Source organism: Pseudomonas sp. A-RE-22, from assembly GCF_019956035.1.
GTDB classification, from domain to species: Bacteria; Pseudomonadota; Gammaproteobacteria; order Pseudomonadales; family Pseudomonadaceae; genus Aquipseudomonas; species Aquipseudomonas brassicacearum.
On record NZ_JAHBCZ010000098.1, the window covers coordinates 69615 to 94694 of the forward strand.

The window sequence follows — 25080 nt, forward strand, 5'->3', positions numbered from 1 at the left end:
CCGACATTGATGCTGACTGACACACCGCTATCGCGAGCAAGCTCGCTCCCACAGGTAATGCTGTTCACTTGAGACTGTCGCTACAGCTAATCAATATTTGCCATTGACTTGCCACCAACGCACCGCTAATTTCCACCCATGACTTCAACCGTACTGCGCAGCCAGCCAAGCATTATTACCGCCATTCCTTATTTGGCGGGTTAGCTGACGGCTGCACCCAACCCGCCCTGGAGGCGGGTTTTTTCTTTCTGTCTCCTGGGCTCTGCCCGAACCAGGAGATCGCCATGACCGTTACCCGCACCGAGCAAGCCCTGCTTGAGCACTACGTTAAGAAGATTCTCGCCGCGCCGGTCTATGAGCTGGCCGTGCGCACGCCGCTGCAAGCGGCTCCCGCATTGTCCGAGGCCTTGGGTAACCGGATCCTGCTCAAGCGCGAAGACCTGCAACCGACTTTTTCCTTCAAGATCCGCGGTGCCTACAACAAACTCGTGCAACTGACCCCGGAGCAGCGTACCCGTGGCGTCATCACCGCGTCCGCCGGCAATCATGCCCAGGGTGTCGCGCTGGCGGCACGGGAATTGGGGATTTCGGCCAGCATCGTCATGCCTGTGACCACTGTGCAATTGAAGGTGCTGGGCGTGCGCAACCGAGGCGCCGAAGCGATTCTGCACGGGAAAAGCTTTCCATTTGCCCTGGCGCACGCGCTGGACCTGGCCGAGCAGACCGGGCGGGAGTTCGTCTCGCCTTTCGATGACCCGGACGTGATCGCCGGGCAGGGTACCGTCGCCATGGAAATCCTGCGCCAACACCCCGGCCAGCTGGATGCGATTTTCGTCCCGGTCGGCGGCGGTGGGCTGATTGCCGGGATCGCGGCCTACGTCAAGTACCTGCGCCCGGAAGTGCGCATCATCGGCGTCGAGTCGCAGCATTCTGCCTGTCTCCAGGCGGCGCTGGCAGCCGATGAGCGGGTGACCTTGCCAGAGGTGGGAACCTTCGCCGATGGCGTGGCGGTGGCGCAGATTGGCGCCCATGGCTTCGATATCTGCCGTTTCTATGTCGATGAAGTGATGACCGTGAGCAACGATCAACTGTGCGCCGCGATCAAGGACATCTATGACGATACCCGTTCCATCACTGAACCGTCGGGCGCACTGGCGGTGGCAGGTATCAAGCAATACGTGGCGCACACGGGCGCGCGAGGCCAGACGCTGGTGGCGATCGATTCCGGTGCCAATATCAATTTCGACAGCTTGCGCCACGTGGCCGAGCGTGCGGCGGTGGGCGCATTTTGAGTTTTTTACGCTACGTCACACTTTTTTTGAAGCAGGCGACGGATGCCCACTTGCGTCTTCGCAATAGGGGCTAATCTAGATTGCGAACAGGATAAAAGCGATTGCAGTTTGCATGGAAAAAGTAGCGTTTCCTTGCATTTTGCACGAGCTCTCTGGCGCGGGACGAAGCTAAGCGCTTGATTCAGATCAATCCGCAATGTCTTCAATACAGGCATGCTTCTTGCGGGATGATTCAAGAGTTCGCCTGGCGAACTCGTTGACTGAAAACGCTAAAAAGAACGAACGAACGGCACGGTATTCGTAGTCCCAGTCCGCAGGGAAGAAAACGGACGAAAATACCGTCGGCGTGAACATAAGTTGGCCGCCTCAACAGGAGAGAGTCGCCATGTTTCTATCTGCCCTCGAAATGCGAAACATCATTGAAAGCAGCTTGTTGCCCAAGCGCTCGCAATGCACGTTGTCACCTGAGCTGACGATGACGATCAAGATCTTCGATGACCACAAGACCGATCACGTGGCCTTGATCAAAACCGACATTGATGCCAGGAAACTCACCGGTTGCCGGGCCATCAACGACCTGATCGCCGAGTTGCGTACGGAACTTGACCGTAACCCTGCCGCTGGCAATCACTTTCATCAGCAACACCAGCGGATGACTGGCCGCTGATAACGGCCTTGTCCTTGTAAGCCTGACGCTCGGGTCCGGTCATGTCCGAACCCGGCGTCCAGTTTTTTTAGCTGCGATGCGCCATTCAGTTCAATTGTTGCCTATAGGGCAGGTCTGGCCCGGTTTTGCCGCAAGTCAGGGCGGCCGCGCGAATGGCGAACTCAAGCATTGCGCTGATCTGTTCCCGGGTCAGGGTGTGCAAGCCCTCGATCGAATCCAATTGTTGTTCAGTCAACCACGCAATCAGTGCGGCCTGGAAGGTATCGCCTGCACCCACGGTGTCGGCGATCGTCACCGGACAGGACGGCAGCGACCATGAGCCGTGTTGGCGACTGAAGACCGTAGCGCCCTGGCCGCCACGGGTCAGGAAGACCAATTGGCAGCGGTTCCCCAGCCAACCTTCGATGATCGACTCCGGTTCTTTCCCGGGGTAGAGCAGGTTCAGGTCTTCGTCACTGACCTTGACCAGGTCGGCATATTGCACCAGCGTCGCAATCCGCGAGCGCCACAGCTCGATATCCGGCTGCGGGTTGAGTCGCACATTCGGGTCGAGGCTGATCAGGCGGCGGCCGCTTTCGCGTTGCATCAGGGCCAGGAGCGTATCGGCGATGGGCTGGACCACCAGCGAGAACGAGCCGAAATGCAAGCCGCGTACCTCGGGGCCCAGGTCCGGTAGATGCGCCAGGCTCAGTTGTCGGTCCGCACAGCCTTCGCCGCGAAAACTGTAGTGGGGCGAACCATTGGCGCCTACGGCGACCATCGCCAGGGTGGTTGGTGCGTCGAAGTCCACCAGATATTGGGCGCTGACACCTTCATTGAGCAAAACCTGCTGCAAGCGTCGTCCCAGGTAGTCGGTGGACAACCCGGTAAACAGCGCCGATTCAACACCCAGGCGACGCAGCCCCACGGCCACGTTGAACGGTGAACCACCGGCAATAGCCTTGTAGTTCACTTGCGAGGCCGGGCCATCCGCCTCGGTCTCACTGAAAAAATCAAACAGCGCTTCACCACACACCAAATACATAGTTTCCCGCTCTCAAAGGGTTGCGACGTGTTGTCGATAACGTTCATAAGCCTGTTGCGACGCCGCGACATGCGCGGCGATTGGCAGGGTTTCGCTGCTCGGGTCGAGCTTGACGCAGCGCTCGCACAGTTCGGCCAAGCCTGTCTGTGAACCGGAGTGGCACCATGCTGCCTGGATCGCCGCCCCCAAGGCAGCTGCTTCGCTCTGTTCGGTGCAAATGACCGTGGTGTCCATGATGTCGGCGACGATCTGCCGCCACTCCGCGCTCTTCGAACCACCGCCGATCAGGCGAATGCTCTGGGCCTGGAGTCCGTTGGCCCGCAGCAGGTCCAAGCCATAGCGCAAACCGAAGGTCGTGCCTTCGACCACGGCGCGACACAGGTTGGCCCGGGTCAGGTTGGTGGTGGTCAGGCCCAGCAGGCTGCCGGTGGCGTGGGGCAGGGCGGGAACACGCTCGCCGTTGAGGAACGGCAGCATGCACACGCCCTCGGCGCCAATCGGAGCCTGGACCACCAGGGCGTTGAACGTGTCGATGTCCAGCGCCAGCAATTCGCGAATCGCCCCGGTGGCGTTGGTCAGGTTCATGGTGCAGATCAACGGCAGCCAGCCACCGCTGGAGGAGCAGAACGTCGCCACGGACGGCTGTGGACTGACCGCAGGTTCGGCGGCATAGGCGTAGACCGTACCGGAGGAACCGAGGCTCATGGTGATCACGCCGGGCTGGATGTTCCCGGTGCCGATGGCGCCCATCATATTGTCGCCACCACCACTGGCCACCACCGCCTCGGGGTTGATGCCCAAGTGCGCAGCAATGGCCGGCAGGATGCGTCCGACCGGTTGATGGGCCTCGATCAGTTCCGGCAGCGCTGCTTGCAAGCGACCGCTGGGGTCGATGTGTTGTAACAGTTGCACGTCCCATTGGCGGGTGCGTACGTTGAAGTAGCCGGTTCCCGAGGCGTCGCCGTATTCGCTGCAATGGCGGCCGGTGAGCCAGTAGTTGAGGAAGTCGTGAGGCAGCAGGACGCTGGCGATGCGTTCGAAAACCTGGGGATGCTGCTCCCGCGTCCAGAGCAGCTTGGAAACCGTGTAGCCTGGCGCGATCACCACGCCGAGGCGTTCGAGGCTGCCGTCTTCACCACCCAGGTGCGCCAGGAGTCGATCGTTTTCCGGCGTTGTCTCGGTGTCGCACCACAGCTTGGCCGGGCGCAGCACCTGGCCTTGGTCATCGAGCAACACCAGGCCGTGTTGCTGGCCGGAGACGCCGATGCCGAGGATCGCCTGGCCATCGACCCCAGCGTCCGCCAAGGCTTGGTGCGTCGCCTGGGTGAATGCATCAAGCCATTGCTGGGTGTCTTGTTCGCGGCGACCGTTGGGACCGCTGATCATGGCGTGCGCCGCGGCACCCTGGCCCAGGACCTGGCCACTGGTCGCGTCCAGGATCAGCGCCTTGGTGCCTTGGGTGCCGCAGTCGATGCCCAGGAACAGTTGTTGGTTTGCCATGGAAAAACCCCTGAGTGGTCAGATCGTTCCCACGCTCTGCGTGGGAATGCAGCACGGGACGCTCCGCGTCCCCAAGAAGCCGAACGCGGAGCGTCCGTCGAGGCGTTCCCACGCAGAGCGTGGGAACGATTAAACCTCAGTTCACGTCAGTCAGTATCCGCTCAAGCGTTCGCGTTACCCCGTGTTCGCGCAAGCTGTTGCAGCACCATTCGAATGCTGCCACGAACTCCGGCGAGCGGGGAATGGCGGTGCCAAAGATTTCTTCCACCTCCAGCACCCGCTGGGTCACCAGCGCATCGTCAGCCACCAGTGCCTGGCAGAACGCTGCCCGTGGGTCCGGGATTGAATACGTCACGCCGTTCTCGTCAACGCCCTTCAGGTACACGGCCCAGGCGGCCACCACCAGCGCCGCGCGGCGGGTTTCGCCACCGTCGGCGATCAAGCGGTTAATGGTCGGCACCGTGAATTTTGGAAACTTCGACGAGCCGTCCGAACAGACCCGTTCCAACTGGTCGGCAATGGCCTGGTTGGAAAAACGCTCCACCAGGGTGTTCTTGTAGTCGGTCAGGTCGATGCCCGGCACTGGCGCCAGTTGCGGCGTCACGTCCAGGTCCATGTAGGCGCGCATGTAACGCACGAACAGCGGATCGTTCATGGTCTCGTGGACGAAGCGATAACCCTTGAGAAAGCCCAGGTAGGTCAACGCCAGGTGGCTGCCGTTGAGCAGCTTGATCTTCATCTCTTCATAGGGGGTGACGTCATCGGTGAACTGCACGCCGACCTTTTCCCAGGCCGGGCGACCGTTGACGAACTTGTCTTCCAGGACCCATTGCACGAACGGTTCGCAGACCACCGGCCAGGCGTCGTCGATGCCATGTTCATCATGCAGTTGCAGGCGATGGGCCACGCTGGTCATGGGCGTGATGCGATCGACCATGGCGTTGGGGAAACTGACGTTGCGGTCGATCCATTGCCCCAGCTCCGCATCGCGCAGCGCGGCGAAGGCCAGCAGCGCCTTGCGAGTCACGGCGCCGTTGTGAGGCAGGTTATCGCAGGACATCAGTGTGAACGCCGGGGTGCCGGCCGCGCGGCGCTTGGCCAGGGCGGCGCAGAGGAAACCGAAGACGGTTTTCGGCGCGTCAGGATGGGCCAGGTCGTGCCGGATCTGCGGCAAGTGGGCCATGAACTCACCGTTGCTGTCGTCGATGCAATAGCCGCCCTCGGTGATGGTCAGCGAGACGATGCGGATCTGCGGATCGGCGAGTTTGTCGATCAGCGCCTGGGCGCCATCTTCAGCCAGCAACATGTCATTGATCGCGCCGATCACGCGAACTTCGGTGTCATCGGTGTCGCCCAGTTCGTACAGGGTGAACAGGTAGTCCTGGCCGGCCAGGTCATCCCGGGCACGGCGATCCTCGGCCCGCAGGCCCACGCCGCAGATGGCCCAGTCCAGATCGGCGCCGGTATTCATCAGCGCGTCGGTGTAATAGGCCTGGTGCGCCCGGTGGAAACCGCCGACGCCGATGTGGGCGATGCCCTGGCGGACGTCGCCCAAAGGGTAGGCGGGCAGGGCGACGCCAGGGTTGAGGTTGTGCAGGTTTTGTCGGTTGAGTTTCATCGCAGGTCTCGGCAATCAGGCGGCGGCGCGCAGCGCGCGGGTCACCGCAACGCCCTCGGCATCGAATAAGTGGCAGTGTTCAGCGTCCAGGTGCAGGCTCAGTTGCTCGCCGAAACGGCTCGCCAGGTCGCCGCGAACGCGCATGGTCAAGGCTTCGCCGGAGGCCGTGACGACGTGACAGAAGGTGTCGCTGCCCAGCCGCTCGCTGACGTCGGCGGTGACTTGCAGGGTGCAATCACCCGGTTGCGCCAGATTCAGGTGTTCGGGGCGAATCCCCAGGGTCACCGCGCCGCCGACGCTCAGGCTGGCACCGCTCAAGGGCAGGCTGATACGGGTGCCGGCGTCCAGCAGCACTTCACAGCCCTGACTGTCCAGGCCGGTGACCTTGCCTTTGAGAAAGCCCATTTTCGGCGTGCCGAGGAACCCGGCGACAAACAGGTTGGCTGGCTGGTGATACAGCTCCAGCGGTGAACCGACCTGTTCGATGCGCCCGCCATTGAGCACCACCACCTTGTCGGCCAGGGTCATGGCTTCGACCTGGTCGTGAGTCACGTAGATCATGGTCGCCTGCAACTCTTTGTGCAGGCGTGCCAGTTCCAGGCGCATCTGCACCCGCAGGGCCGCGTCGAGGTTGGACAGGGGTTCGTCGAACAGGAAGATTTTCGGGTTGCGCACGATGGCCCGGCCAATCGCTACACGCTGGCGCTGGCCGCCAGACAGTTGCTTGGGCTTGCGCTCGAGCATCGGCCCCAGCTCAAGGATGCGCGCCGCTTCGTTGACCTTCTTCTCGACCTCGGCCTTGGGCACGCCGGCCAGGTCCAGGGCGAAGGACATGTTCTTGCGCACGCTCATGTGCGGGTACAAGGCGTAGGTCTGAAACACCATCGCCAGGTCACGCTTGGCCGGGCTGACTTCGGTAATGTCCCGGCCATCCAGTTCGATGGTGCCGTCACTGACTTCTTCAAGGCCGGCGATCAGCCGCAGCAGCGTGGACTTGCCACAGCCCGACGGGCCGACGAAGACCACGAACTCGCGGTCGTTCACCTCAAGGTCGATGCCCTTGATGATGGAGAAGCCTTCGAAACCCTTTTGCAGATTCTTGATTTTCAGGTTGGCCATGATGATGGGCCTCCACTTCTGATTATTGGGTAGGGCGCGTTATTTCACCGCGCCGAAGGACAAACCGCGCACCAGCTGTTTCTGGCTGATCCAGCCGAAGATCAGGATCGGCGCGCAGGCCAGGGTCGAGACGGCCGACAATTTGGCCCAGAACAAACCTTCCGGGCTGGAATAGGAGGCAATCAACGCCGTCAGCGGCGCGGCCTTGGAGGAGGTGAGGTTCAGCGACCAGAAGGCCTCGTTCCAGCACAGGATCAGTGACAGCAGCACAGTGGAGGCCAGGCCGCCCTTGGCAATCGGCAGCAGCACGCGGACCATCTCCTGCCACAGCGTGGCGCCATCCAGGCGTGCGGCCTCGAGGATGTCGCGGGGAATGTCCTTGAAGTAGGTGTAAATCATCCAGACCACGATGGGCAGGTTGATCAACGTGTAGATGACGATCAACGCGAGACGCGTGTCCAGCAGGCCAAATTGCTTGGCCAGCAGGTAGATCGGCATCAGCACGCCCACTGGCGGCAGCATCTTGGTGGAGAGCATCCACAGCAACGTGCCTTTGGTGCGCTGGGTTTCATAGAACGCCATGGAGTAGGCCGCCGGCACCGCAATCAGCAGGCACAGGGCGGTGGCGCTGAAGGAAATCACCACCGAGTTCCAGGCGAAGCTGAAGTAGTTGCTGCGCTCGTTGATGTGCAGGTAGTTCTCCAGCGTGGGCGTGAAGATGAACTGCGGTGGCGTGGCGAACGCGTCGATTTCAGTCTTGAAGCTGGTCAGCACCATCCAGAAGATCGGGAAGAAGATTAGGATCGCGATGGCCCAGGCCAGCGTGCCCAGCAGCAGGCTTTGCAGGCGACGGGATTGTTGAAGAGTCATGGCGACGGCCTCAGTTCTTGTCGGTGAGGTTTTTGCCGATCATCCGGACCAGGATGATGGCGGCGATATTGGCAATGACCACGGCAATCAGGCCACCGGCCGAAGCCATGCCGACGTCGAACTGCACCAGCGCCTGGTTGTAGATCAGGTAGGCAAGGTTGGTGGAGGCGTAGCCGGGGCCACCGTTGGTGGTGGTAAAGATCTCGGCGAACACCGACAGCAGGAAGATCGTCTCGATCATCAGCACCACGGCAATCGGGCGGGCCAGGTGCGGCAGGGTCAGGTGCCAGAAGATCGCAATCGGGCCGGCACCGTCCAGGCGCGCGGCTTCTTTCTGTTCCTGGTCCAGCGACTGCATGGCGGTCATCAGGATCAGGATCGCGAAGGGCAGCCATTGCCAACTCACGATGATGATGATCGACAGCAGCGGATAGTGGGCGAGCCAGTCCACCGGTTGGGCGCCGAATAGTTTCCACACCGAGGCGAGGATGCCCGAGACCGGGTGGAAGATCAGGTTCTTCCAGATCAGCGCGCCGACGGTGGGCATGATGAAGAACGGCGAGATCAGCAGCACACGGACGATGCCGCGACCAAAAAACTCACTGGCCTCCAGCAGCGCGCTGATCAACACCCCCAGCACGATACTGATCAGCAGCACGCTGCCCACCAGCAACAGGGTGTTGGTGGCACCGGGCATGAAACCCGAGTCGGTCAGGAAGTAGGTGAAGTTCTCCAGCCCGACGAATTCGTTTTCGCCGGGGTAGAGCAGGTTGTAGCGGATCATCGAGAAGTAGACGGTCATGCCCAGCGGCACGATCATCCACAGCAGCAACAAGGCCACTGAAGGACTGACCAGGAACCAACCGGGGTTCGCCAGGCGGATCTTGCGTGCCGGCGGGGCAATCTCGATGGGGGCTTTGGCAGTTGTTGTTGAGCTATTCATGGCATTGAACCGATTTTTGCGGGCCTATGAAGATCCACTGTGGGAGCGGGCCTCAATGAGCCGACTACTTGGGATACCCAGCGCGTTTCATCTCGCGTTCGGTGGTGGACTGCGCGGCGGTCAACGCCTGGTCCACGGTCTGCTGGCCGGTCAGTGCGCCGGAAAAGAACTTGCCCACCTGGGTGCCGATGGCCTGGAACTCGGGAATGGTCACCAACTGGATGCCGATGTAGGGCACAGGCTTGAGGGTTGGCGCTTTCGGGTCGGCGACTTTCAACGACTCCAGGGTCACCTTGGCAAACGGCGCGGCCTTCATGTACTCGTCGCTGTAGGTCGAGGTGCGGGTGCCTGGCGGTACGTTGGCAATGCCATCAGTCTTGGCGACCAATTGGCTGTATTCCTTGGACGTCGCCCAGGTGGTAAAGACCGTAGCTGCGTCCTTGGCTTTGGAACTGGTCGGGATGGCCAGGGACCAGGAGTACATCCACGAAGTGCCCTTGTCGGTTTTTTCGTGGGGGGCGAAGGTGAATCCAACGTGATCGGCCACCTTGCTCTGGGTCTTGTCGGTGACGAACGAACCGGCGACGCTGGCATCCACCCAGATCGCGCATTTGCCGCTGTTGAACAGCGCCAGGTTTTCGTTGAAACCGTTGCTGGAAGCACCCGGCGGGCCGGATTTCTTCATGTTGTCGACATAGAAATTGAGTGCGTCTTTCCACTCGGGGCCATTGAATTGCGGCTGCCACTTCTCATCGAACCAGCGCGCGCCATAACCGTTGGCCAGGGTGGTGATGAGCGCCATGTTCTCGCCCCAACCAGCCTTGCCCCGCAGGCACAGGCCATATTGTTCCTTGGATTTATCGGTGAGTTTTTCAGCGAACTCACCGATCTGGGTCCAGGTCGGGTGTTCGGGCATGGTCAGCCCGGCGTCCTTGAACAGGTCCGTGCGGTAATAGGTGATCGAGCTTTCGGCATAGAACGGCAGGGCGTACAGCGAGCCTTTGACCGACAAACCATCGCGCACGGAAGGGAAAACGTCGTCCAGGTCGTAGGAGCCCGGCAGGTCTTTCATCGGCTCCAGCCAGCCCTTGGCACCCCAGAGTGCAGCTTCGTACATGCCAATGGTCAGCACGTCGAACTGTCCGCCCTGGGTGGCGATGTCGGTGGTCAGGCGCTGGCGCAGGACGTTTTCTTCGAGCACCACCCAGTTGAGCTTGATGTCCGGGTGCTCGGCCTCGAAGGTTTTCGAGAGCTTTTGCATGCGGATCATGTCGCTGTTGTTGACGGTGGCAATGGTGAGGGTCTGTGCGCCAAAGCTGACGCTGCTGAGGGTCATGCAGGTGGAGACAAGCAGAGCTTTTACCGAAGGTTTCATCGCGCACTCCTTTTCCGCGCCCGAAGGCTGCAGAAGGACAGTTATTGTTTTTGTGTCTTCCGGATGAAGGGAAGAATGTGCGCTGATTACAGCCCTCAATGGACGGCGTGACAAATCATCCGTCGCACTTGTGCTGATACTTTTTTGCACTGATGAGGGTTCAAGCCAAACAAAGGACCCTGTGGCGAGAGGATTTATCGAAATGTCGCATCGCCCCGCTTTGTGGGAGCAAGGCTTGCCCGCGATGAAGATGACGCGGTCTCTTGGGGAACCGAGGCGCCTGCATCGCGGGCAAGCCTTGCTCCTACATAAATCCCGTCACAGAAATGATTCGAGATTCTCAGCCCTGGTTCTGCTCGGTCAATCGCTGCACCGCCAGCCGCCGGTAGTGGGACGGGGTCATGCCCTTGAGCTGCTGGAAACGCCGGTTGAAATTGGAAATGTTGTTGAAACCCGATTCGAAGCACACGTCTGTCACCGGTTTATCGCCGTCGGCCAGCAACTCGCAGGATTTGCTGATGCGCAGGCGATTGACGAATTCAATGAAGCAGCGACCGGTGGCCTGTTTGAACACCCGGCTGAAATAGGTGGGTTTCATGCCCAGGTGCTCGGCCACTTCTTCCAGGGACAGTTCCCGGGCGTAGTGGGCAAAGATGTAGTCCACCGCGCGGTTGGTGCGGTCGACGCTGTGTTCGTCCGCCGCTTGCGCAGAGGTCGCGCCGGAAAGCAGTTGGTAGTCATCCGTGGCGGCCAGCAGCTCCATCAGGATGAAAAAATGCCCCAGGCGGCTCATGCCTTGGGAATCGGCGATGCGCTGCATCAGGGTCATGGCCTGGCGGATGGTGCGCTTGCAGCGGAACTCGATGCCGTATTGGGCACGTTCGAGCAGCGGTGCGACCGTCTTGAGTTCGGCGAATACCTGGTGGCCGCTTTCGAACAGCTCATCAGTGAAGTTCACCAGCATGTCGCGCTTGTGCACCACTTCGTCCTCGGCCACCTGGCTGATCCAGTTATGGGGCAGGTTGGGGCCGGTGAGGAACAGCGACTGGGGATAGAAGTTGCCGATGTAGTCTCCAATGAACACTTTGCCGGAGCTGGCGACGATCAAGTGCAACTCGTATTCCTTGTGGAAATGCCAGCGCACCAGCGGGCAGGGAAAACCGTGCTGACGGTAGATGATGGACAACCCGTTATGGTCGTCCATCAACTCGTAGGAGGGGTCGGTGATTCTGGCTGTTCGGGTCATGGCCTGGCGCTTTTATTGTTATCGCCATCGGATAATGCCCCCTTCGCCAGGCGGCTGCCACTCTGACGTCTAACCGTTGCGGTTTTTTTCTTCGATCCACTGGGACATGTATTGAGTGCTTTTGTGCTGGTGGTGACGCAGCATGCTGCCGGTGAAGTTGTCCCGGCGTCGTTGCGCCAGGTCCACCCGGCAAGCGTTGAGGCTGTCGATCAGCGCCGGACCATGCACCTGTTGCCGGTAGCGGCTGGCAAGCAAAGTGAGGCCCGCATCCTGGGCCTGGGTCCAGCGCGCCTGGTCGCGATACAACTGCACCGCCGCATTGGCGATGCCTTCGGCGCTCTGGGCAATCGCACCGGGCCAGGGCATGTCGCCGTGCATGGCTTCGGCCCCCACGGGTGTGGTGACGTTGGGGGTACCGCAGAGCATGGCGTCGATCAGCTTGCCCTTGATGCCAGCGCCGAAACGCAGCGGCGCCAGGCAGATGCGTGCCGCCGACATCACCTGCAAGGCGTCCTCGGCCCAGTTCATGATGTGAAAGCCCTGGGCCGGGTTATGCAGCGCGGCGGCCTTGGGCGGGGTGTAGGCGCCGTACAGGTGCAGTTGCGCGCCGGGTAATTGTTGGCGGATCAATGGCCAGATGGCGTTTTTCATCCAGAGCACGGCGTCCCAGTTCGGCGCGTGGCGAAAGTTGCCGATGCTCAGGAAATGCGCCCGGTCCTTGAACGGTACCGGCGGCTCGCCGGGCAGGTCCAGCATCAACGGGCACCAGTGCAGCAGGTTACGGGGCAACTTGAAGTGCTCCACCAACAGTTCGATTTCAACCTCGGACACCATCAGGTTGAGGTCGCAGCGGTACAAAGCAGCGATTTCCCGCTTGGCCAGGTCGGTATCGGCCATCCGCTGGAACTCCTCGCCCAGGGCCGGGGCGAAGAGGTCGCTGAAATCCTCGCCAGCCTCATCGTGTTTCAGGCGGTCCTTCAAACGCTGGTGCCGAGCGTGGCGCAGGCTCTGCAAGTCTGACGTCTCCAGCACCCGCAGGGCGCCGGGGCAGTGCTTCTCGACCCGCCAGCCGAACTGTTCTTCCATCATGAATTGGTCGAACAGCACGATGTCCGGCGCCAGCTCGCTGATGAAGGCGTCGAAGCTGCTGCTATTGAGTTCGATCGGCACTTCGCGGATACCCAGCGCGAGCAGGTCGGCGCGGTGTTCGCCTGGACCTGCCGGACTGCTGAAAGTGATGCCCCAGCCTTGCCCGAGGAACGTGTCGAGGATCTGCATGACATGCCCACTGGCAGCCGATGAGCGCGGTTCGGGCCAGACATAGCCGATGACCAGGACCTTGGTGGCGGTGGGGTGATGCATGAGCTGGGAGTTCCTCGAAGCGAATCAGGCGCCATCGGCGCGCGGGGCGCCGATAGTGACCAAGAATACGATCCGGCTCAAGAAAGAATGCGTTTGACCTTGTCTCGCAACTGATCGATGGAGAAGGGCTTGCCGATCACCGACATGCCTTCAGGCACATCGATGCTTTCGGCATAACCGCTGGCAAACAGCACAGGCAGTTGTGGTCGCACGGCTCGGGCCTGTTTCGCCAATTCGCGCCCATCCATGACCGGCAGGCCGACGTCAGTCATCATCAGTGCGATGGGCTGCGCGTCGTTGTGCAAAAATGCCAGCGCCTGCTCACAACCATCCGCCTCCAGCACCTGGTATTCCAGCTCCTCCAGCACGTCGACGATTAACATCCGCACAATGTCATCGTCTTCGACGACCAGGATGGTGGACTGGGTGGCAGGAGGAGGAGGGGTGGACATAGTAGACATTCTCGAAGAAGGGAGCGGGAGGGAGACTCGAAAAAAAGTCTCTTTCATGAGCCTCTTTCATGAGTAAGTACCGAGGCGGCACAAGTTCCCAAGGTTGTACAAGAAAGGATCTATAGTACAAGAGCTGACAAGGATAGTCGCTTCCTTGCTACAAGGTAGATCGTCGCGGGAGTTGCGCCTTTGACTCGTCAGATAATGTGGATCCAAGCGCCGTTTTTCGGGCAAACTCCACGGTTTTCAACTGTCCACCAAGGCCCTTTCCATGACTCCTTCGTCTTCGGTCGACGAGCAAAGTTTTCGCAAGCTCCTGAGCCGCAATATCAGCCTGCCGCTGGGCATGGGCGCCCTCAGCTCGGTGTTTTTCATCATCCTTGTCACGTACTTGCTGTCGGTGATCCAGTGGGTCGGGCATACCGACCGGGTGATCAATAATGCCAATGAGGCGCTCAAGCTGAGCGTGGACCTGGAAACCGGCATGCGTGGCTACCTGTTGAACGGTGACGAGCACTTTCTCGAGCCCTATGAAGTGGCCAAGCCGCGGATCGCCGTCGCGTTGGATACACTGCTGGAATTGACAGCCGACAACCCCGTCCAGACCGACCGGCTGCACAAGATACAAGCGATCCAGGCGGAATGGTCCAAGTACGCCCAGGGCTTGATCGACCTGCAACGCAGCAGCGGGGATTACCGGAGTGCGGTGAGGTCCGGGCGCGGCAAGCGCTTGACGGACGAGATCCGCCAAACCTTCGAGGAAATCGTCGATACCGAGCAGCAACTGCGTGCGGCGCGTAGCCAGGACGTGCGCACCACCACTGTCTGGAGCATTGCCCTGTACCTGCTGTTCGTCGCCGCAGTCAGTGGGTTGCTGGCCTACGTCGGCCGCCGGGATCTGTTGAGCTTGTCCGAGAGCTACGGCGCCAGCCTGAAGGTCCAGCAACGCAGCGCCTTGCACCTGGAGAAGCAGGCTTGGTTGCGCAATGGCCAGACGCAGTTGGCCGAGCAGGTCCTGGGGCAGTTGTCCCTGAACCTGTTGGGCCGCAACATCTTGCAGTTCTGTGCAAAGTACCTGGATGTGGCGGTCGCTGCGCTCTATGTGCGAGAAGAAAATGGCGTGCTCAAGCGCGTCGCCACCTATGGTTTGTCCCGGGAGGATGACGCGCAGCAGCAGAAGATTGTCGACGGTGAAGGCATCGCCGGCCAGGCCGTGCAACAGGGGCGTCTCATTCGCCTGGATGACGTACCGGACGATTACCTGAAAGTCAGCTCCGGATTGGGACAAGGGCTGCCCAACAGCGTGCTGGTAGCGCCCACCAGTGACGATGACCGGATCAACGGTGTCATCGAGTTGGGCTTCCTGCGGCCATTGACCGAGCGCGACATTGAGCTGCTGGAGCTGATTTCCGGCAATATTGGCACCTCCATCGAGGCCGCTCGTTATCGCCAGCGCTTGCAGGAAGTGCTGGCCGAAACCCAGCAGTTGAACGAAGAACTGCAAGTGCAGCAGGAAGAGCTCAAGACCGCCAACGAGGAACTGGAAGAGCAGTCGCGCATTCTCAAGGAGTCCCAGGCCCACCTGGAAGCCCAGCAACAGGAGCTGGAGCAGACCAACGAGCAATTGGCCGAGCAGCGCGACGCCATGGACCAGAAGAACAGCGAGCTGAACCTGGCCCAGATCCAGTTGCAGGAGCGCGCCGAAGAGTTGCAGCGTTCGAGCAAGTACAAATCCGAGTTCCTGGCCAACATGTCCCACGAGCTGCGCACGCCGCTCAACAGCTCGCTGATCCTGTCCAAGCTGCTGTCGGAAAACCCGCAGCAGAACCTCAGCGAGGAACAGGTCAAGTTTGCCGAGTCGATCTACTCCGCCGGCAACGACCTGTTGAACCTGATCAACGATATTCTCGACATCTCCAAGGTCGAGGCCGGAAAGCTGGAAGTGCGCCCGGAAAACACCAGCGTGCAGCGTCTGGTGGAAGGCCTGCGGGACATGCTCGAGCCGTTGGCAGCCGACAAGGGCCTGGGGTTCGAGGTCCAGGTATTGCCCGATGCGCCGGCGATGCTCTACACCGATCGCCAGCGCCTGGAGCAGGTGATCAAGAACCTGCTGTCCAATGCCGTGAAGTTCACCGAGCAAGGCACCGTCAGCCTGTCGGTGGCCGGGCAGCCGGGCTCGGGCATCGCGTTCATGGTGCGCGACTCCGGGATCGGCATCGCCGCCGATCAGCAGCAAAGCATCTTCGAAGCGTTCCGCCAGGCCGATGGCACGACCAATCGTCGTTACGGCGGCACCGGCCTGGGGTTGTCGATTTCCCGGGACCTGGCCACGTTGCTGGGCGGCTCGATCTGCGTTTCCAGCGAGCCGGGGCAGGGCAGTGTGTTTACGCTGGTAATGCCTGAACGTTATGTCGAGCCCGGGGACTCGCCGATGGAACCGATGACGTTCACCCCGACGGCCACTGCGCCAGCGCCGGCTGCACCCAAAGCCGCCCCGGCACCGCTGATCGCTGAAGTGGATACGTCGATTGCCCGATTTGCCGACGACCGCGACAAGGCGCCGTTCGACACCCGGTGCATCCTGGTGATCGAGGACGAGCCCAAGTTCGCCCGGATCCTGTTCGACCTGGCCCATGAGCTCGGTTACCAGTGCCTGGTGGCCCACGGTGCCGATGAAGGCTTCGACCTGGCCTTGCAACTGGCTCCCGACGCGATCCTTTTGGACATGCGCCTGCCGGATCATTCCGGGCTGACGGTGTTGCAGCGGCTCAAGGAACGGGCCGAAACCCGGCACATCCCGGTGCACGTGATTTCCGTCGAAGACCGCGTCGAAGCCGCCATGCACATGGGCGCCATCGGCTATGCCGTCAAGCCGACCACCCGCGAAGAACTCAAGGATGTGTTCGCCCGCCTGGAAGCCAAGCTGACCCAGAAGGTCAAGCGGGTGCTGCTGGTGGAGGACGATGACCTGCAACGCGATAGCATTACCCGCCTGATCGGCGACGATGACATCGAGATCACCGCCGTTGGCCTGGCCCAGCAAGCCCTGGACCTGCTGCGGAGCAACGTCTACGACTGCATGATCATCGACCTCAAGTTGCCGGACATGCTCGGCAATGACCTGCTCAAGCGCATGTCCAGTGAAGACATCTGTTCCTTCCCGCCGGTGATCGTCTACACCGGGCGCAACCTGACCCGCGATGAAGAGGCCGAACTGCGCAAGTATTCGCGCTCGATCATCATCAAGGGCGCCCGCTCGCCAGAGCGCCTGCTGGACGAGGTGACACTCTTTCTGCACAAAGTCGAATCCCGGTTGTCCCATGAACGGCAGCGGATGCTCAAGACCGCCCGCAGCCGCGACAAGGTGTTTGAAGGCCGCAAGGTGCTGCTGGTGGACGACGATGTGCGCAACATCTTTGCCCTGACCAGCGCCCTGGAGGCGAAGGGGGCGATCGTTGTCATCGGCCGTAACGGCCTGGAGGCGATCGATCGCCTGAACGAATTCGACGACATCGACCTGGTGCTGATGGATGTAATGATGCCGGAGATGGACGGTTTCGAAGCCACCGCGCTGATCCGCAAGGACCCGCGCTGGCGCAAGCTGCCCATTATTGCCGTGACGGCCAAGGCCATGAAGGATGATCAGGAACGCTGCCTGGCGGCGGGTTCCAACGACTACCTGGCCAAACCGATCGATCTGGATCGTCTGTTCTCGCTGATTCGCGTGTGGTTGCCGAATATGGAAAGAATTTAGTGGAACGTGACACCGACATTGAACTTCGTTTGTTGATCGAAGCGATCTACCTCAAGTACAGCTACGATTTTCGCGACTATTCCGGTGCGTCCATCAAGCGCCGGGTCCACCATGCGCTGAGCCAGTTCGAGTGCAGGACCATCTCGGCATTGCAGGAGCGCGTGCTGCACGACCCGGGAGCGTTCATGCAACTGCTGCAACTGCTGACGATCCCGGTCAGCGAGATGTTTCGCGACCCCTCGCATTTCCTGGCCATACGCGAGGAAGTCGTGCCGCTGCTCAGGACGTATCCTTCGATCAAGATCTGGATCGCCGGTTGCAGCACGGGGGAGGAGGTCTACTCCATGGCGATCCTGTTGCGCGAAGAAGGCCTGCTGGACCGCACGCTCATCTATGCCACCGATATCAACCCGCGCTCGTTGGAAAAAGCCAAGCAGGGGATTTTTTCCCTGGAAAACGTGCGCACCTACACCCAGAACTACCAGGCCGCCGGAGGCCGGCGCTCGTTTGCCGATTACTATACCGCCGCCTACGATTATGCGATGTTCGACAAAACCCTGTGCGAGAACGTGACCTTTGCCGATCACAGCCTGGCGACCGACAGTGTATTTTCAGAAACTCAGTTAATTTCCTGTCGTAACGTATTGATATATTTCAATAAGAAACTACAAGATCGTGCGTTTGGACTGTTTCATGAGTCCCTTTGTCACCGTGGTTTCCTGGTATTGGGCAGTAAGGAGACGTTGGATTTCTCGGCTTACGGCCATCGATTCGAACCGTTGGTCAAACAGGAACGGATCTATCGCAAGTTATGAACCAGACCAAGGACAGATCCAATCCGCCCATCGAAGCCATTGTCGTCGGTGCATCGGCCGGTGGCGTCGAGGCACTGCTCAGGGTCTTCGGACACCTGCGCAAAGGCTTTGGCGTGCCCATCCTGGTGGTGTTGCATTTGCCGGACGAGCGCGAAAGCCAACTGGCCCGTGTCTTCGGACATCGTCTGGCGGTGCCGGTGGAGGAAGCCCGGGACAAGCAAGACATCGTGCCGGGCACCTTGTATGTCGCCACGCCCGGCTATCACTTGTCGGTCGAGGCTGACCGTAGCCTGTCGTTGAGCCTGGAGGAGCCGGTGCATCATTCGCGGCCGTCCATCGATGTGTTGTTTGAATCGGCCGCCGATGTCTACGGCCAGAAATTGCTGGCCGTGGTGCTGACCGGCGCCAACAACGATGGTGCCTGTGGCTTGGCGAAGGTCAGGGCGCTGGGGGGGATCACGGTGGTCCAGGACCCCGGTGAAGCCCAGGTCTCGACCATGCCCGAGGCGGCGCTGGCCCTGCACGAGCCCGACCATATCCTTACTTTGCAAGGCATCGGCCAATTGCTGGCCGGGCTGGAATGAACCACATGCCAAGAGATATTCAAGCCAAACTGCTGATCGTCGATGATCTGCCTGAGAATCTGTTGGCCCTGGAAGCGTTGATCAAGGGCGGCGACCGCGAGGTCTTCAAGGCCCTGTCCGCGGACGAAGCGCTGTCCCTGCTGCTGCAACACGACTTTGCCCTGGCCATCATCGATGTGCAGATGCCGGACATGAACGGTTTCCAACTGGCCGAGCTGATGCGCGGCACGGAGAAGACCCGCAGCATCCCTATCATTTTCGTCAGTGCCGCAGGTCGTGAACGCAACTATGCCTTTACCGGTTATGAAAACGGTGCGGTGGACTTCCTGCACAAGCCGCTGGACACCCAAGCGGTCAAAAGCAAGGTCAATGTGTTCGTCGAGTTGTACCGTCAACGAAAGGCCATGAAGGAGCAGGTCGTAGCCCTTGAGCAGAGTCGCCGCGAGCAGGAGGTTCTGTTGCAGCAACTGGAGGCCACCCGTGGCGAGCTGGAGCAAGCGGTGCGCATGCGTGACGACTTCATGTCCATCGTCGCCCACGAAGTGCGCACGCCCCTCAATGGCCTTATCCTCGAGACACAGTTGCGCAAGATGCACCTGGCCCGGGACAACGCCGCAGCCTTCAGCCTGGACAAGGTGCGGGCGATGGTCGAGCGCGACGAGCGGCAGATCAAGAGCCTGATCCGGCTGATCGAGGACATGCTGGATGTCTCGCGGATTCGCACCGGCAAGCTGTCGATCCGTCCGACCCGCTTCAACCTGACGGCATTGGTGGAAAACCTGCTACGCAATTTCCAGCCGCAGATCGCTGTCGCCGAATGCTCGTTGACCTGCTTGGCCGAACCGTCGGTGGAGGGGCTTTGGGATGAGTTTCGTATCGAGCAGGTGATCTCGAACTTGTTGACCAATGCGTTGCGCTACGGTGGCAAGGGCCCGATCGAGGTGCGCGTCTACAAGACGCCCGACCACGCCTGTATCGAGGTCCAGGACCATGGCATCGGTATCAGCGAGGAAAACCAGAAACGTATCTTCCAGCAGTTCGAGCGCGTATCGTCCAAGGCGGCCGCTGCTGGCCTTGGGCTGGGGCTGTTCATTTCCGAGCAGATTGTCGCGGCTCATGGCGGGACCATCACGGTCAACAGTCGCCTCAATGAAGGGGCGTTGTTTCGTGTTTGCCTGCCCTTGCAGAAAACTGTCTTGGACAAAACCGCCGAACAGACGCAACCTCTGAGAGACCCCAAGGTCGTATCAGCAGCTATTGATCGAACAAAGGCTTCTCATGAGTGAAGATGCGCAAGATGTTGTATTGATCGTCGAGGATGACCCGTCGATCCTGATGGTGTTGTCGGCCTACCTGTCGGGCGAGGGATACCGGGTGCTACAGGCCGAAAACGGTGCCCAGGCGTTCGAGATCCTGGCGAGCAAGCCTCATCTGGACATGATGATTACCGATTTCCGCCTGCCGGGTGGTATCTCCGGGGTGCAGATCGCCGAGCCTGCGGTCAAGTTGCGTCCCGAGCTGAAGGTCATTTTCATCAGTGGCTACGCGCAGGAAGTGCGCGACACTGACAGCCCCATTACCCGCAAGGCGCCGATCCTGGACAAGCCGTTCGACCTGGATGAGCTGCAGGCCATCATGCAGTCGATGTTGTCGTAGGTTTCATAAGTATTGTTTGGATTGGGCAAGGCTTTGTGGGAGCAAGGCTTGCCCGCGATGAGGCCCACTTGGTCTTCCTGAAACCGAGGCGACTTCATCGCGAGCAAGCTTTGCTCCCACAGAATCAAGGACCTTTCCACAGGGTTAAGGGCCTTCCCACAAAATCAAGGAACCGTGATCATCTCCCGGACCTTGGCCGTCAATAGATCAAACGTGAACGGCTTGGTGATCATCTGCATCCCCGGGTCAAGGAAACCGCCGCGTACGGCTGCATGTTCCGCGTAACCGGTGATGAACAGTATCGGCAGGTCCGGGCGGAGCTGCCGGCCGATTTCAGCCAGTTGCCGGCCATTCATGCCGGGCAGGCCCACGTCGCTGATCAGCAGGTCGATGCGTTGGCCTGACTGGAGGATCGGTACTGCGCCGTTGGCGTCGGCCGCTTCCACAAAGGCATAACCCAGCTCGCTCAACACCGCGCTCACCAGCACTCGCACCGCTGGATCGTCCTCGACGATCAGCACGGTCTCACCGTCCTGCGCATACGGGGCGTGTGGCGTGGTGACCTGGGGCTCGTGGATTTCTTCACCGCGAAAGCGCGGCAGGTAAAGGTTCACAGTGGTGCCTTTGTCGACTTCGCTGTCGATGGTCACATGCCCGCGCGATTGCTTGCTGAATCCATAGATCATCGACAGGCCCAGCCCGGTGCCCTGGCCGATTGGCTTGGTGGTGAAGAACGGGTCGAACGCGCGACCGATGATCGCTTCGGGCATGCCGCAACCGCTGTCCTGCACGCTCAGCACCACATAGTCGCCGGGTTCCAGGTTGGTGTAGGCGTCGGTGAAATCGGCGCCCAGGTGCTGGTTGCAGGTCTTTACCACCAGGTTCCCGCCATTGGGCATGGCATCCCGGGCGTTGAGGACCAGGTTGAGCAGGGCGCTTTCCAGTTGGTTGGGGTCGGCTTCGGCAATCCAGAGCTGTTCGTCCAGCTGCATGTCCAGGCGGATGCTTTCGTTGAGGCTGCGTTGCAGCAGCTCGCCCATGGACAACACCAGCGTGTTCATCTGGACCGCCTTGGAGTCCAGCGATTGCCGACGGGAAAACGCCAGCAGGCGATGGGTCAGGCCGGCGGCGCGGTTGGCAGAGGTCACGCCCAGGTCGATGAGGCTGTCCAGGTCCTCGGTGCGGCCCCGGGCCAGGCGCCGACGCAGCAGCTCGAGGCTGCCGATGATCCCGGTGAGCATGTTGTTGAAGTCGTGGGCGATACCGCCGGTGAGTTGGCCGACTGCTTCCATTTTCTGCGACTGGCGCAGGGCTTCTTCGTTATGGCGCAACTGGGCGGTGCGTTCTTCCACTTGCTGTTCAAGGGTTTCAAGGGTGGTTTGCAGGCGCAGTTCGCTGTTGCTCAGGTCGATCAGGCGGTCGCGGGCTTCGTACTGCCTTCGACGGCCTCGCAGGGCGGTGGTCACCAGGCTGATCAGGGTGACTGGGTGGAAAGGGCGCTCAAGGAAGGTCACGTTGCCCAGTTGCGTACCGATACGCGCCGCCGGGTTCTGTTCCGGGCCGCCGTGATGGGTCAGCAAGACAATGGGCAGGTCAGACCAGGCCGGCTGCTGCTCGATGTGCAGGAACAGCGCTTCCAGATCGGGCCCCACCAGGGCTTCCGAGGAAATCACCAGCAGGCCGGCACCTTTTTCCAGTTCTTCGCACAAATGGCCCAGATGACGGCAGATGAGGCCGGCAAAACCGGCCTCATTGAGGATCATCAAGGCGATCTGGCTGTCCCGTCCCAGCGGCGCGAGGATCAGCGCCCGCTCGAACAGGGGCTCGGCCAGCGTCACCGGTGTTCATCCCTGAGCAGCGGGTTGCTCTCGCCCATGTAAGTGGGAACCCCTCGCAAGACGCCTTGGAACGCCTCGAGCGGCTCGCCGATGGTCATGCCCAAGCCGCTGATGCGGTATTCGCGGATGGTAGACTCATGGCTGCCCGTGCGTTTCTTGATGATGGAAATCGCCCGGCGCACCTTGCCCACTGCTTCGAAATAACGCAAAAGAATCACCGTGTCAGCCAGGTAAGTAATGTCCACGGGCGCCTGCATGTCGCCGACCAGACCGTGCTGTGCAACAGTCATGAAGGTCGCCGCGCCCTTGCGGTTGAGGTAGAGCAACAATTCATGCATATGCAGGACCAGGGCGTTCTCTTCCGGCATGGCCGCCTGATAGCCATTGATGCTGTCGATGACCACGGTCTTGATATCGCCCTCATCGACACAACGGCGCACGCGGTGGGAGAACTCGCCAGGGGACAGCTCGGCGGCGTCCACTTGTTCGATCAGCAGGTTGCCGGTCCCTTGCAGGGCTTGCAGGTCGATGCCGATGTTTTTCATGCGTTCGAACAACAAGCCCAGTTCTTCATCGAAAATGAACAGCGCGGCCTTCTCGCCGCGATGCACGGCGGCTGCGGCAAAAATCAGTGCTATCAGCGACTTGCCGGTCCCCGCCGGGCCGAGGATCAACGTGCTGGAACCGGTCTCGATACCGCCACCCAGCAGGGCGTCCATTTCGCCGATGCCGCTGGAGAGTTGCTGGCGAAGGTATTGGCCACGGTGTTCGGCGGCCACCAGGCGTGGGAAGACGTGTACGCCGTCGCCCATGATGGTGAAGTCATGGTAACCACCACGGTATTTCTGCCCGCGATACTTGACCACCCGGATCCGCCGCCGCTCGGCGCCATAGCTGGGGGTCAGTTCTTCCAGGCGAATCACCCCGTGGGCGACACTGTGGACGGTCTTGTCGAGGGACTCGGTGGTCAGGTCGTCGAGCAGCAGGATCGTGGCGTCGTAGCGCACGAAGTAGTGCTTGATCGCGAGGATCTGGCGACGATAGCGCAAGGAGCTTTGCGCCAGCAGGCGAATCTCCGACAGGCTGTCGAGCACCACCCGGGTCGGCTTGACCCGTTCGACCACTTCGAAGATCTGTCGGGTCGCTTCGCCCAGCTCCAGGTCCGAGGAGTACAGCAGACTCTGCTGGTGCTCGGCATTGAGCAGGCTTTCGGGCGGGGTCAGTTCGAAAATATGAATGTTGTCGTCCAGCGTCCACCCGTGGGAGGTTGCGCCCTGACGCAGTTCACGCTCGGTTTCCGATAGCGTGATGTACAACGAGCGCTCGCCAGCCTTGGCGCCGGCCAACAGAAAATGCAGCGCGACCGTGGTCTTACCAGTCCCCGGTTCCCCCTCAAGCAGGAACACATGGCCGCGGGACAAACCACCGGAAAGGACATCGTCCAGTCCTTCGATGCCGGTGGCGGCTTTTGCACTGATCAACTCGTTAGATGTAGACAAAAATAGCCCTCTCATGACTAGGGAAGTGGGCAGCAGGCGGGGTAACGCCTGAATTCAACTGCCTGAACACTTGACCTTTGGCGCTGATGGCGGTTCCGCTTACATCGATAAAACGCGGTGTATTGCACAACGTTCGGCATGCACCGAAGGGCCTACAGACCCTGTTGCAGCGCCGGATCGTCGGGGTTCAACTGTTCAAGTTGCGCCAGCAGGATTTGAACATTCTGCAACTGGCCGGTCTCCTTCCAATAGTTGATCAGCAGCACCCGTGCCTTGCGGTCGGCGGGGTAGCGCTGGACAATTTCCTGCAGCTGTTTCAGCGCCGCTTCCACTTCCTGCTCGGCATGCAGGGTGGTCGCCAGGTCATAGCGGTAATGGCGGTTCTCGGGCTCCAGTTCCACCGCTTTTGCCAAGCCGAGCACCGCATACTCGTTCTGGCCGTGTTGCAGCAGCCACATGCCCAGCGCATGTTGCAGATAAGCCGACGCGGGCTGGGTTTGCAACTGTCGGGCGAGCAATAGTCGCGCGGCTTCGCTTTGGCCCTGTTTGTCCAGCACCTCGATCTGCATGACCAGCGCCGGCAGGTTGTCCGGTTGCAGGCGCAAGGCCTGTTCAAGGGCCAGTTGGGCTTTCTTCAGTTCGGCGTTGTGCAGGTGCAGCCGGGCGAGCTGGTAGTGGGTCTCAGCGGTTTTCGGACCGTCCTCGAGCACCTGTTCCCAGGTGTCGATGGCTAACTGCATCGCCCCGAAATACAGGCCGAGGTCATCCGGCGACAAGCCCAGCAGCGCGTTCACGGCGGCGAACCGGACATTCTGGTCGTCATCATCCAGGAGCGGGCCGAGCAACAGGCTGCGCTGACCCGTCGGCACCAGCCCGACGATGCTGCCAATGGCGGCCCGACGCACGTCCGGTGATTCGCTGTGCAGGTCCGCGTCCGCCAGCTTCAGAGCTTGGGGGCTGGGGTAGTTGGGCAGTTCGGCGTGCAGCCACACGCGGCGCTTGGGCGAAAGGTCCGGACGCCCCAATTGCTGGTAAAGCATCCGCGCTGCCCCTGGCTGCCCGTTGCGGGCGCTTCCCAAGGCTTCGCTGTAGCCACGTTTGATCGCTTCAGGGATCTGCGGCGTGGTGCTGCGTAGCCATACCGCGACAAGACCAATCACCAACAGGACACAGAGGCTGAGGAGCAGATAGCGGCGGCGAGGCGAGAGCATGCAGGGAATCCATTACCAGAAGCGTGAAATGCCGCAAGCTTCGGTCAGGTGGGGGCTTGAGTCAAACCCTGTGAAGCATCTCATGGGCCGAGGGTAAGCTTGCCCGAGTCAGTGTGGGAGCAAGGCTTGCCCGCGATGAGGGTGGCACATTTTGCAGCAATGCAACTGACACACTGCTATCGCGAGCAAGCTTTGCTCCCACAGGGTGCTCCTCCAAGAGGAGGTGGAGGTTAGCGCCAGCCGAAAAAAAGCCCC

The 25080-nt window shown here is 60.7% G+C and carries 21 protein-coding genes; 7 read left to right on the top strand and 14 right to left on the bottom strand.

The features are described 5' to 3' along the window. Positions 1-284: 284 nt before the first annotated feature. Positions 285-1292 (top strand): threonine ammonia-lyase, biosynthetic, encoded by a 1008-nt coding sequence (gene ilvA, locus KGA89_RS29900; RefSeq protein WP_223473230.1) that lies wholly within the window; start codon positions 285-287, stop codon positions 1290-1292. Positions 1293-1478: 186 nt separating this feature from the next. Here ilvA and KGA89_RS29905 read toward each other — a convergent pair whose 3' ends face one another. After that, the gene (locus KGA89_RS29905) at positions 1479-1646 is read right to left on the bottom strand and encodes a hypothetical protein (RefSeq protein ID WP_223473231.1); all 168 of its coding nucleotides are present in this window, start codon (positions 1644-1646) and stop codon (positions 1479-1481) included. Positions 1647-1677: 31 nt separating this feature from the next. On the opposite strand from KGA89_RS29905, the gene KGA89_RS29910 reads away from it, so the two are divergent. Next, positions 1678-1959 (top strand): DUF1652 domain-containing protein, encoded by a 282-nt coding sequence (locus KGA89_RS29910; protein WP_223473232.1) that lies wholly within the window; start codon positions 1678-1680, stop codon positions 1957-1959. Between the two features lie 85 nt (positions 1960-2044). Here the strand turns inward: KGA89_RS29910 and KGA89_RS29915 are convergent, their stop codons facing one another. From KGA89_RS29915 to KGA89_RS29960, 10 genes are all read right to left on the bottom strand, one after another. Then, the gene (locus KGA89_RS29915; protein WP_223473233.1) at positions 2045-2983 is read right to left on the bottom strand and encodes a carbohydrate kinase family protein; all 939 of its coding nucleotides are present in this window, start codon (positions 2981-2983) and stop codon (positions 2045-2047) included. Between the two features lie 12 nt (positions 2984-2995). After that, positions 2996-4483 carry a xylulokinase gene (gene xylB / locus KGA89_RS29920; RefSeq protein WP_223473234.1) on the bottom strand — a complete coding sequence of 496 codons (1488 nt, stop codon included), beginning with the start codon at positions 4481-4483 and terminating at the stop codon, positions 2996-2998. Positions 4484-4619: 136 nt separating this feature from the next. After that, positions 4620-6101 (bottom strand): mannitol dehydrogenase family protein, encoded by a 1482-nt coding sequence (locus KGA89_RS29925; RefSeq protein WP_027911597.1) that lies wholly within the window; start codon positions 6099-6101, stop codon positions 4620-4622. 15 nt (positions 6102-6116) lie between these two features. Then, entirely contained in the window at positions 6117-7220 is a 1104-nt protein-coding gene (locus KGA89_RS29930) for an ABC transporter ATP-binding protein (protein WP_003202326.1), read from the bottom strand. A 39-nt stretch (positions 7221-7259) separates the two neighbouring features. Then, complete coding sequence (locus KGA89_RS29935; RefSeq protein ID WP_003202324.1) at positions 7260-8090, bottom strand: carbohydrate ABC transporter permease; 831 nt, start codon at positions 8088-8090, stop codon at positions 7260-7262. Between the two features lie 10 nt (positions 8091-8100). Continuing rightward, positions 8101-9033 carry a carbohydrate ABC transporter permease gene (locus tag KGA89_RS29940; protein WP_003202322.1) on the bottom strand — a complete coding sequence of 311 codons (933 nt, stop codon included), beginning with the start codon at positions 9031-9033 and terminating at the stop codon, positions 8101-8103. Positions 9034-9097: 64 nt separating this feature from the next. Next, positions 9098-10408: an ABC transporter substrate-binding protein gene (locus KGA89_RS29945; RefSeq protein WP_223473235.1), complete on the bottom strand. Its 1311-nt coding sequence runs from the start codon at positions 10406-10408 to the stop codon at positions 9098-9100. Between the two features lie 340 nt (positions 10409-10748). Next, positions 10749-11654, bottom strand: coding sequence for an AraC family transcriptional regulator (locus tag KGA89_RS29950; protein ID WP_003202319.1), 906 nt, complete (start codon positions 11652-11654; stop codon positions 10749-10751). Positions 11655-11723: 69 nt separating this feature from the next. Beyond that, positions 11724-13016, bottom strand: coding sequence for a glycosyltransferase (locus tag KGA89_RS29955; protein WP_223473236.1), 1293 nt, complete (start codon positions 13014-13016; stop codon positions 11724-11726). Positions 13017-13093: 77 nt separating this feature from the next. Continuing rightward, a complete protein-coding gene (locus tag KGA89_RS29960) occupies positions 13094-13468 on the bottom strand; it encodes a response regulator (RefSeq protein ID WP_003202315.1) in 375 nt (124 codons plus the stop codon). Between the two features lie 271 nt (positions 13469-13739). On the opposite strand from KGA89_RS29960, the gene KGA89_RS29965 reads away from it, so the two are divergent. From KGA89_RS29965 to KGA89_RS29985, 5 genes are read left to right on the top strand one after another with little or no spacing between them, the layout of a single operon-like run. After that, on the top strand, positions 13740-17222 hold the full coding sequence (locus KGA89_RS29965) for a response regulator (protein WP_223473237.1): 3483 nt from the start codon (positions 13740-13742) through the stop codon (positions 17220-17222). Further along, positions 17222-18037: a CheR family methyltransferase gene (locus KGA89_RS29970; RefSeq protein WP_003202312.1), complete on the top strand. Its 816-nt coding sequence runs from the start codon at positions 17222-17224 to the stop codon at positions 18035-18037. Before KGA89_RS29965 ends, KGA89_RS29970 begins: the two co-directional genes overlap by 1 nt. Continuing rightward, entirely contained in the window at positions 18034-18621 is a 588-nt protein-coding gene (locus KGA89_RS29975; RefSeq protein ID WP_003202309.1) for a chemotaxis protein CheB, read from the top strand. Before KGA89_RS29970 ends, KGA89_RS29975 begins: the two co-directional genes overlap by 4 nt. A 5-nt stretch (positions 18622-18626) precedes the next feature. After that, positions 18627-19907, top strand: coding sequence for a hybrid sensor histidine kinase/response regulator (locus tag KGA89_RS29980; RefSeq protein ID WP_013693472.1), 1281 nt, complete (start codon positions 18627-18629; stop codon positions 19905-19907). After that, a complete protein-coding gene (locus KGA89_RS29985; protein WP_003202304.1) occupies positions 19900-20277 on the top strand; it encodes a response regulator in 378 nt (125 codons plus the stop codon). Before KGA89_RS29980 ends, KGA89_RS29985 begins: the two co-directional genes overlap by 8 nt. A gap of 164 nt (positions 20278-20441) precedes the next feature. Here the strand turns inward: KGA89_RS29985 and KGA89_RS29990 are convergent, their stop codons facing one another. The 3 genes from KGA89_RS29990 to KGA89_RS30000 all read right to left on the bottom strand — a co-directional run bounded on the left by KGA89_RS29990 (position 20442) and on the right by KGA89_RS30000 (position 24825). Continuing rightward, complete coding sequence (locus KGA89_RS29990) at positions 20442-22115, bottom strand: response regulator (protein ID WP_223473238.1); 1674 nt, start codon at positions 22113-22115, stop codon at positions 20442-20444. Next, a complete protein-coding gene (locus KGA89_RS29995; protein ID WP_223473239.1) occupies positions 22112-23614 on the bottom strand; it encodes an ATPase domain-containing protein in 1503 nt (500 codons plus the stop codon). The genes KGA89_RS29990 and KGA89_RS29995 overlap by 4 nt, the downstream gene beginning before the upstream one ends. 152 nt (positions 23615-23766) lie before the next feature. Then, entirely contained in the window at positions 23767-24825 is a 1059-nt protein-coding gene (locus KGA89_RS30000; RefSeq protein WP_223473240.1) for a tetratricopeptide repeat protein, read from the bottom strand. Positions 24826-25080 lie beyond the last annotated feature (255 nt).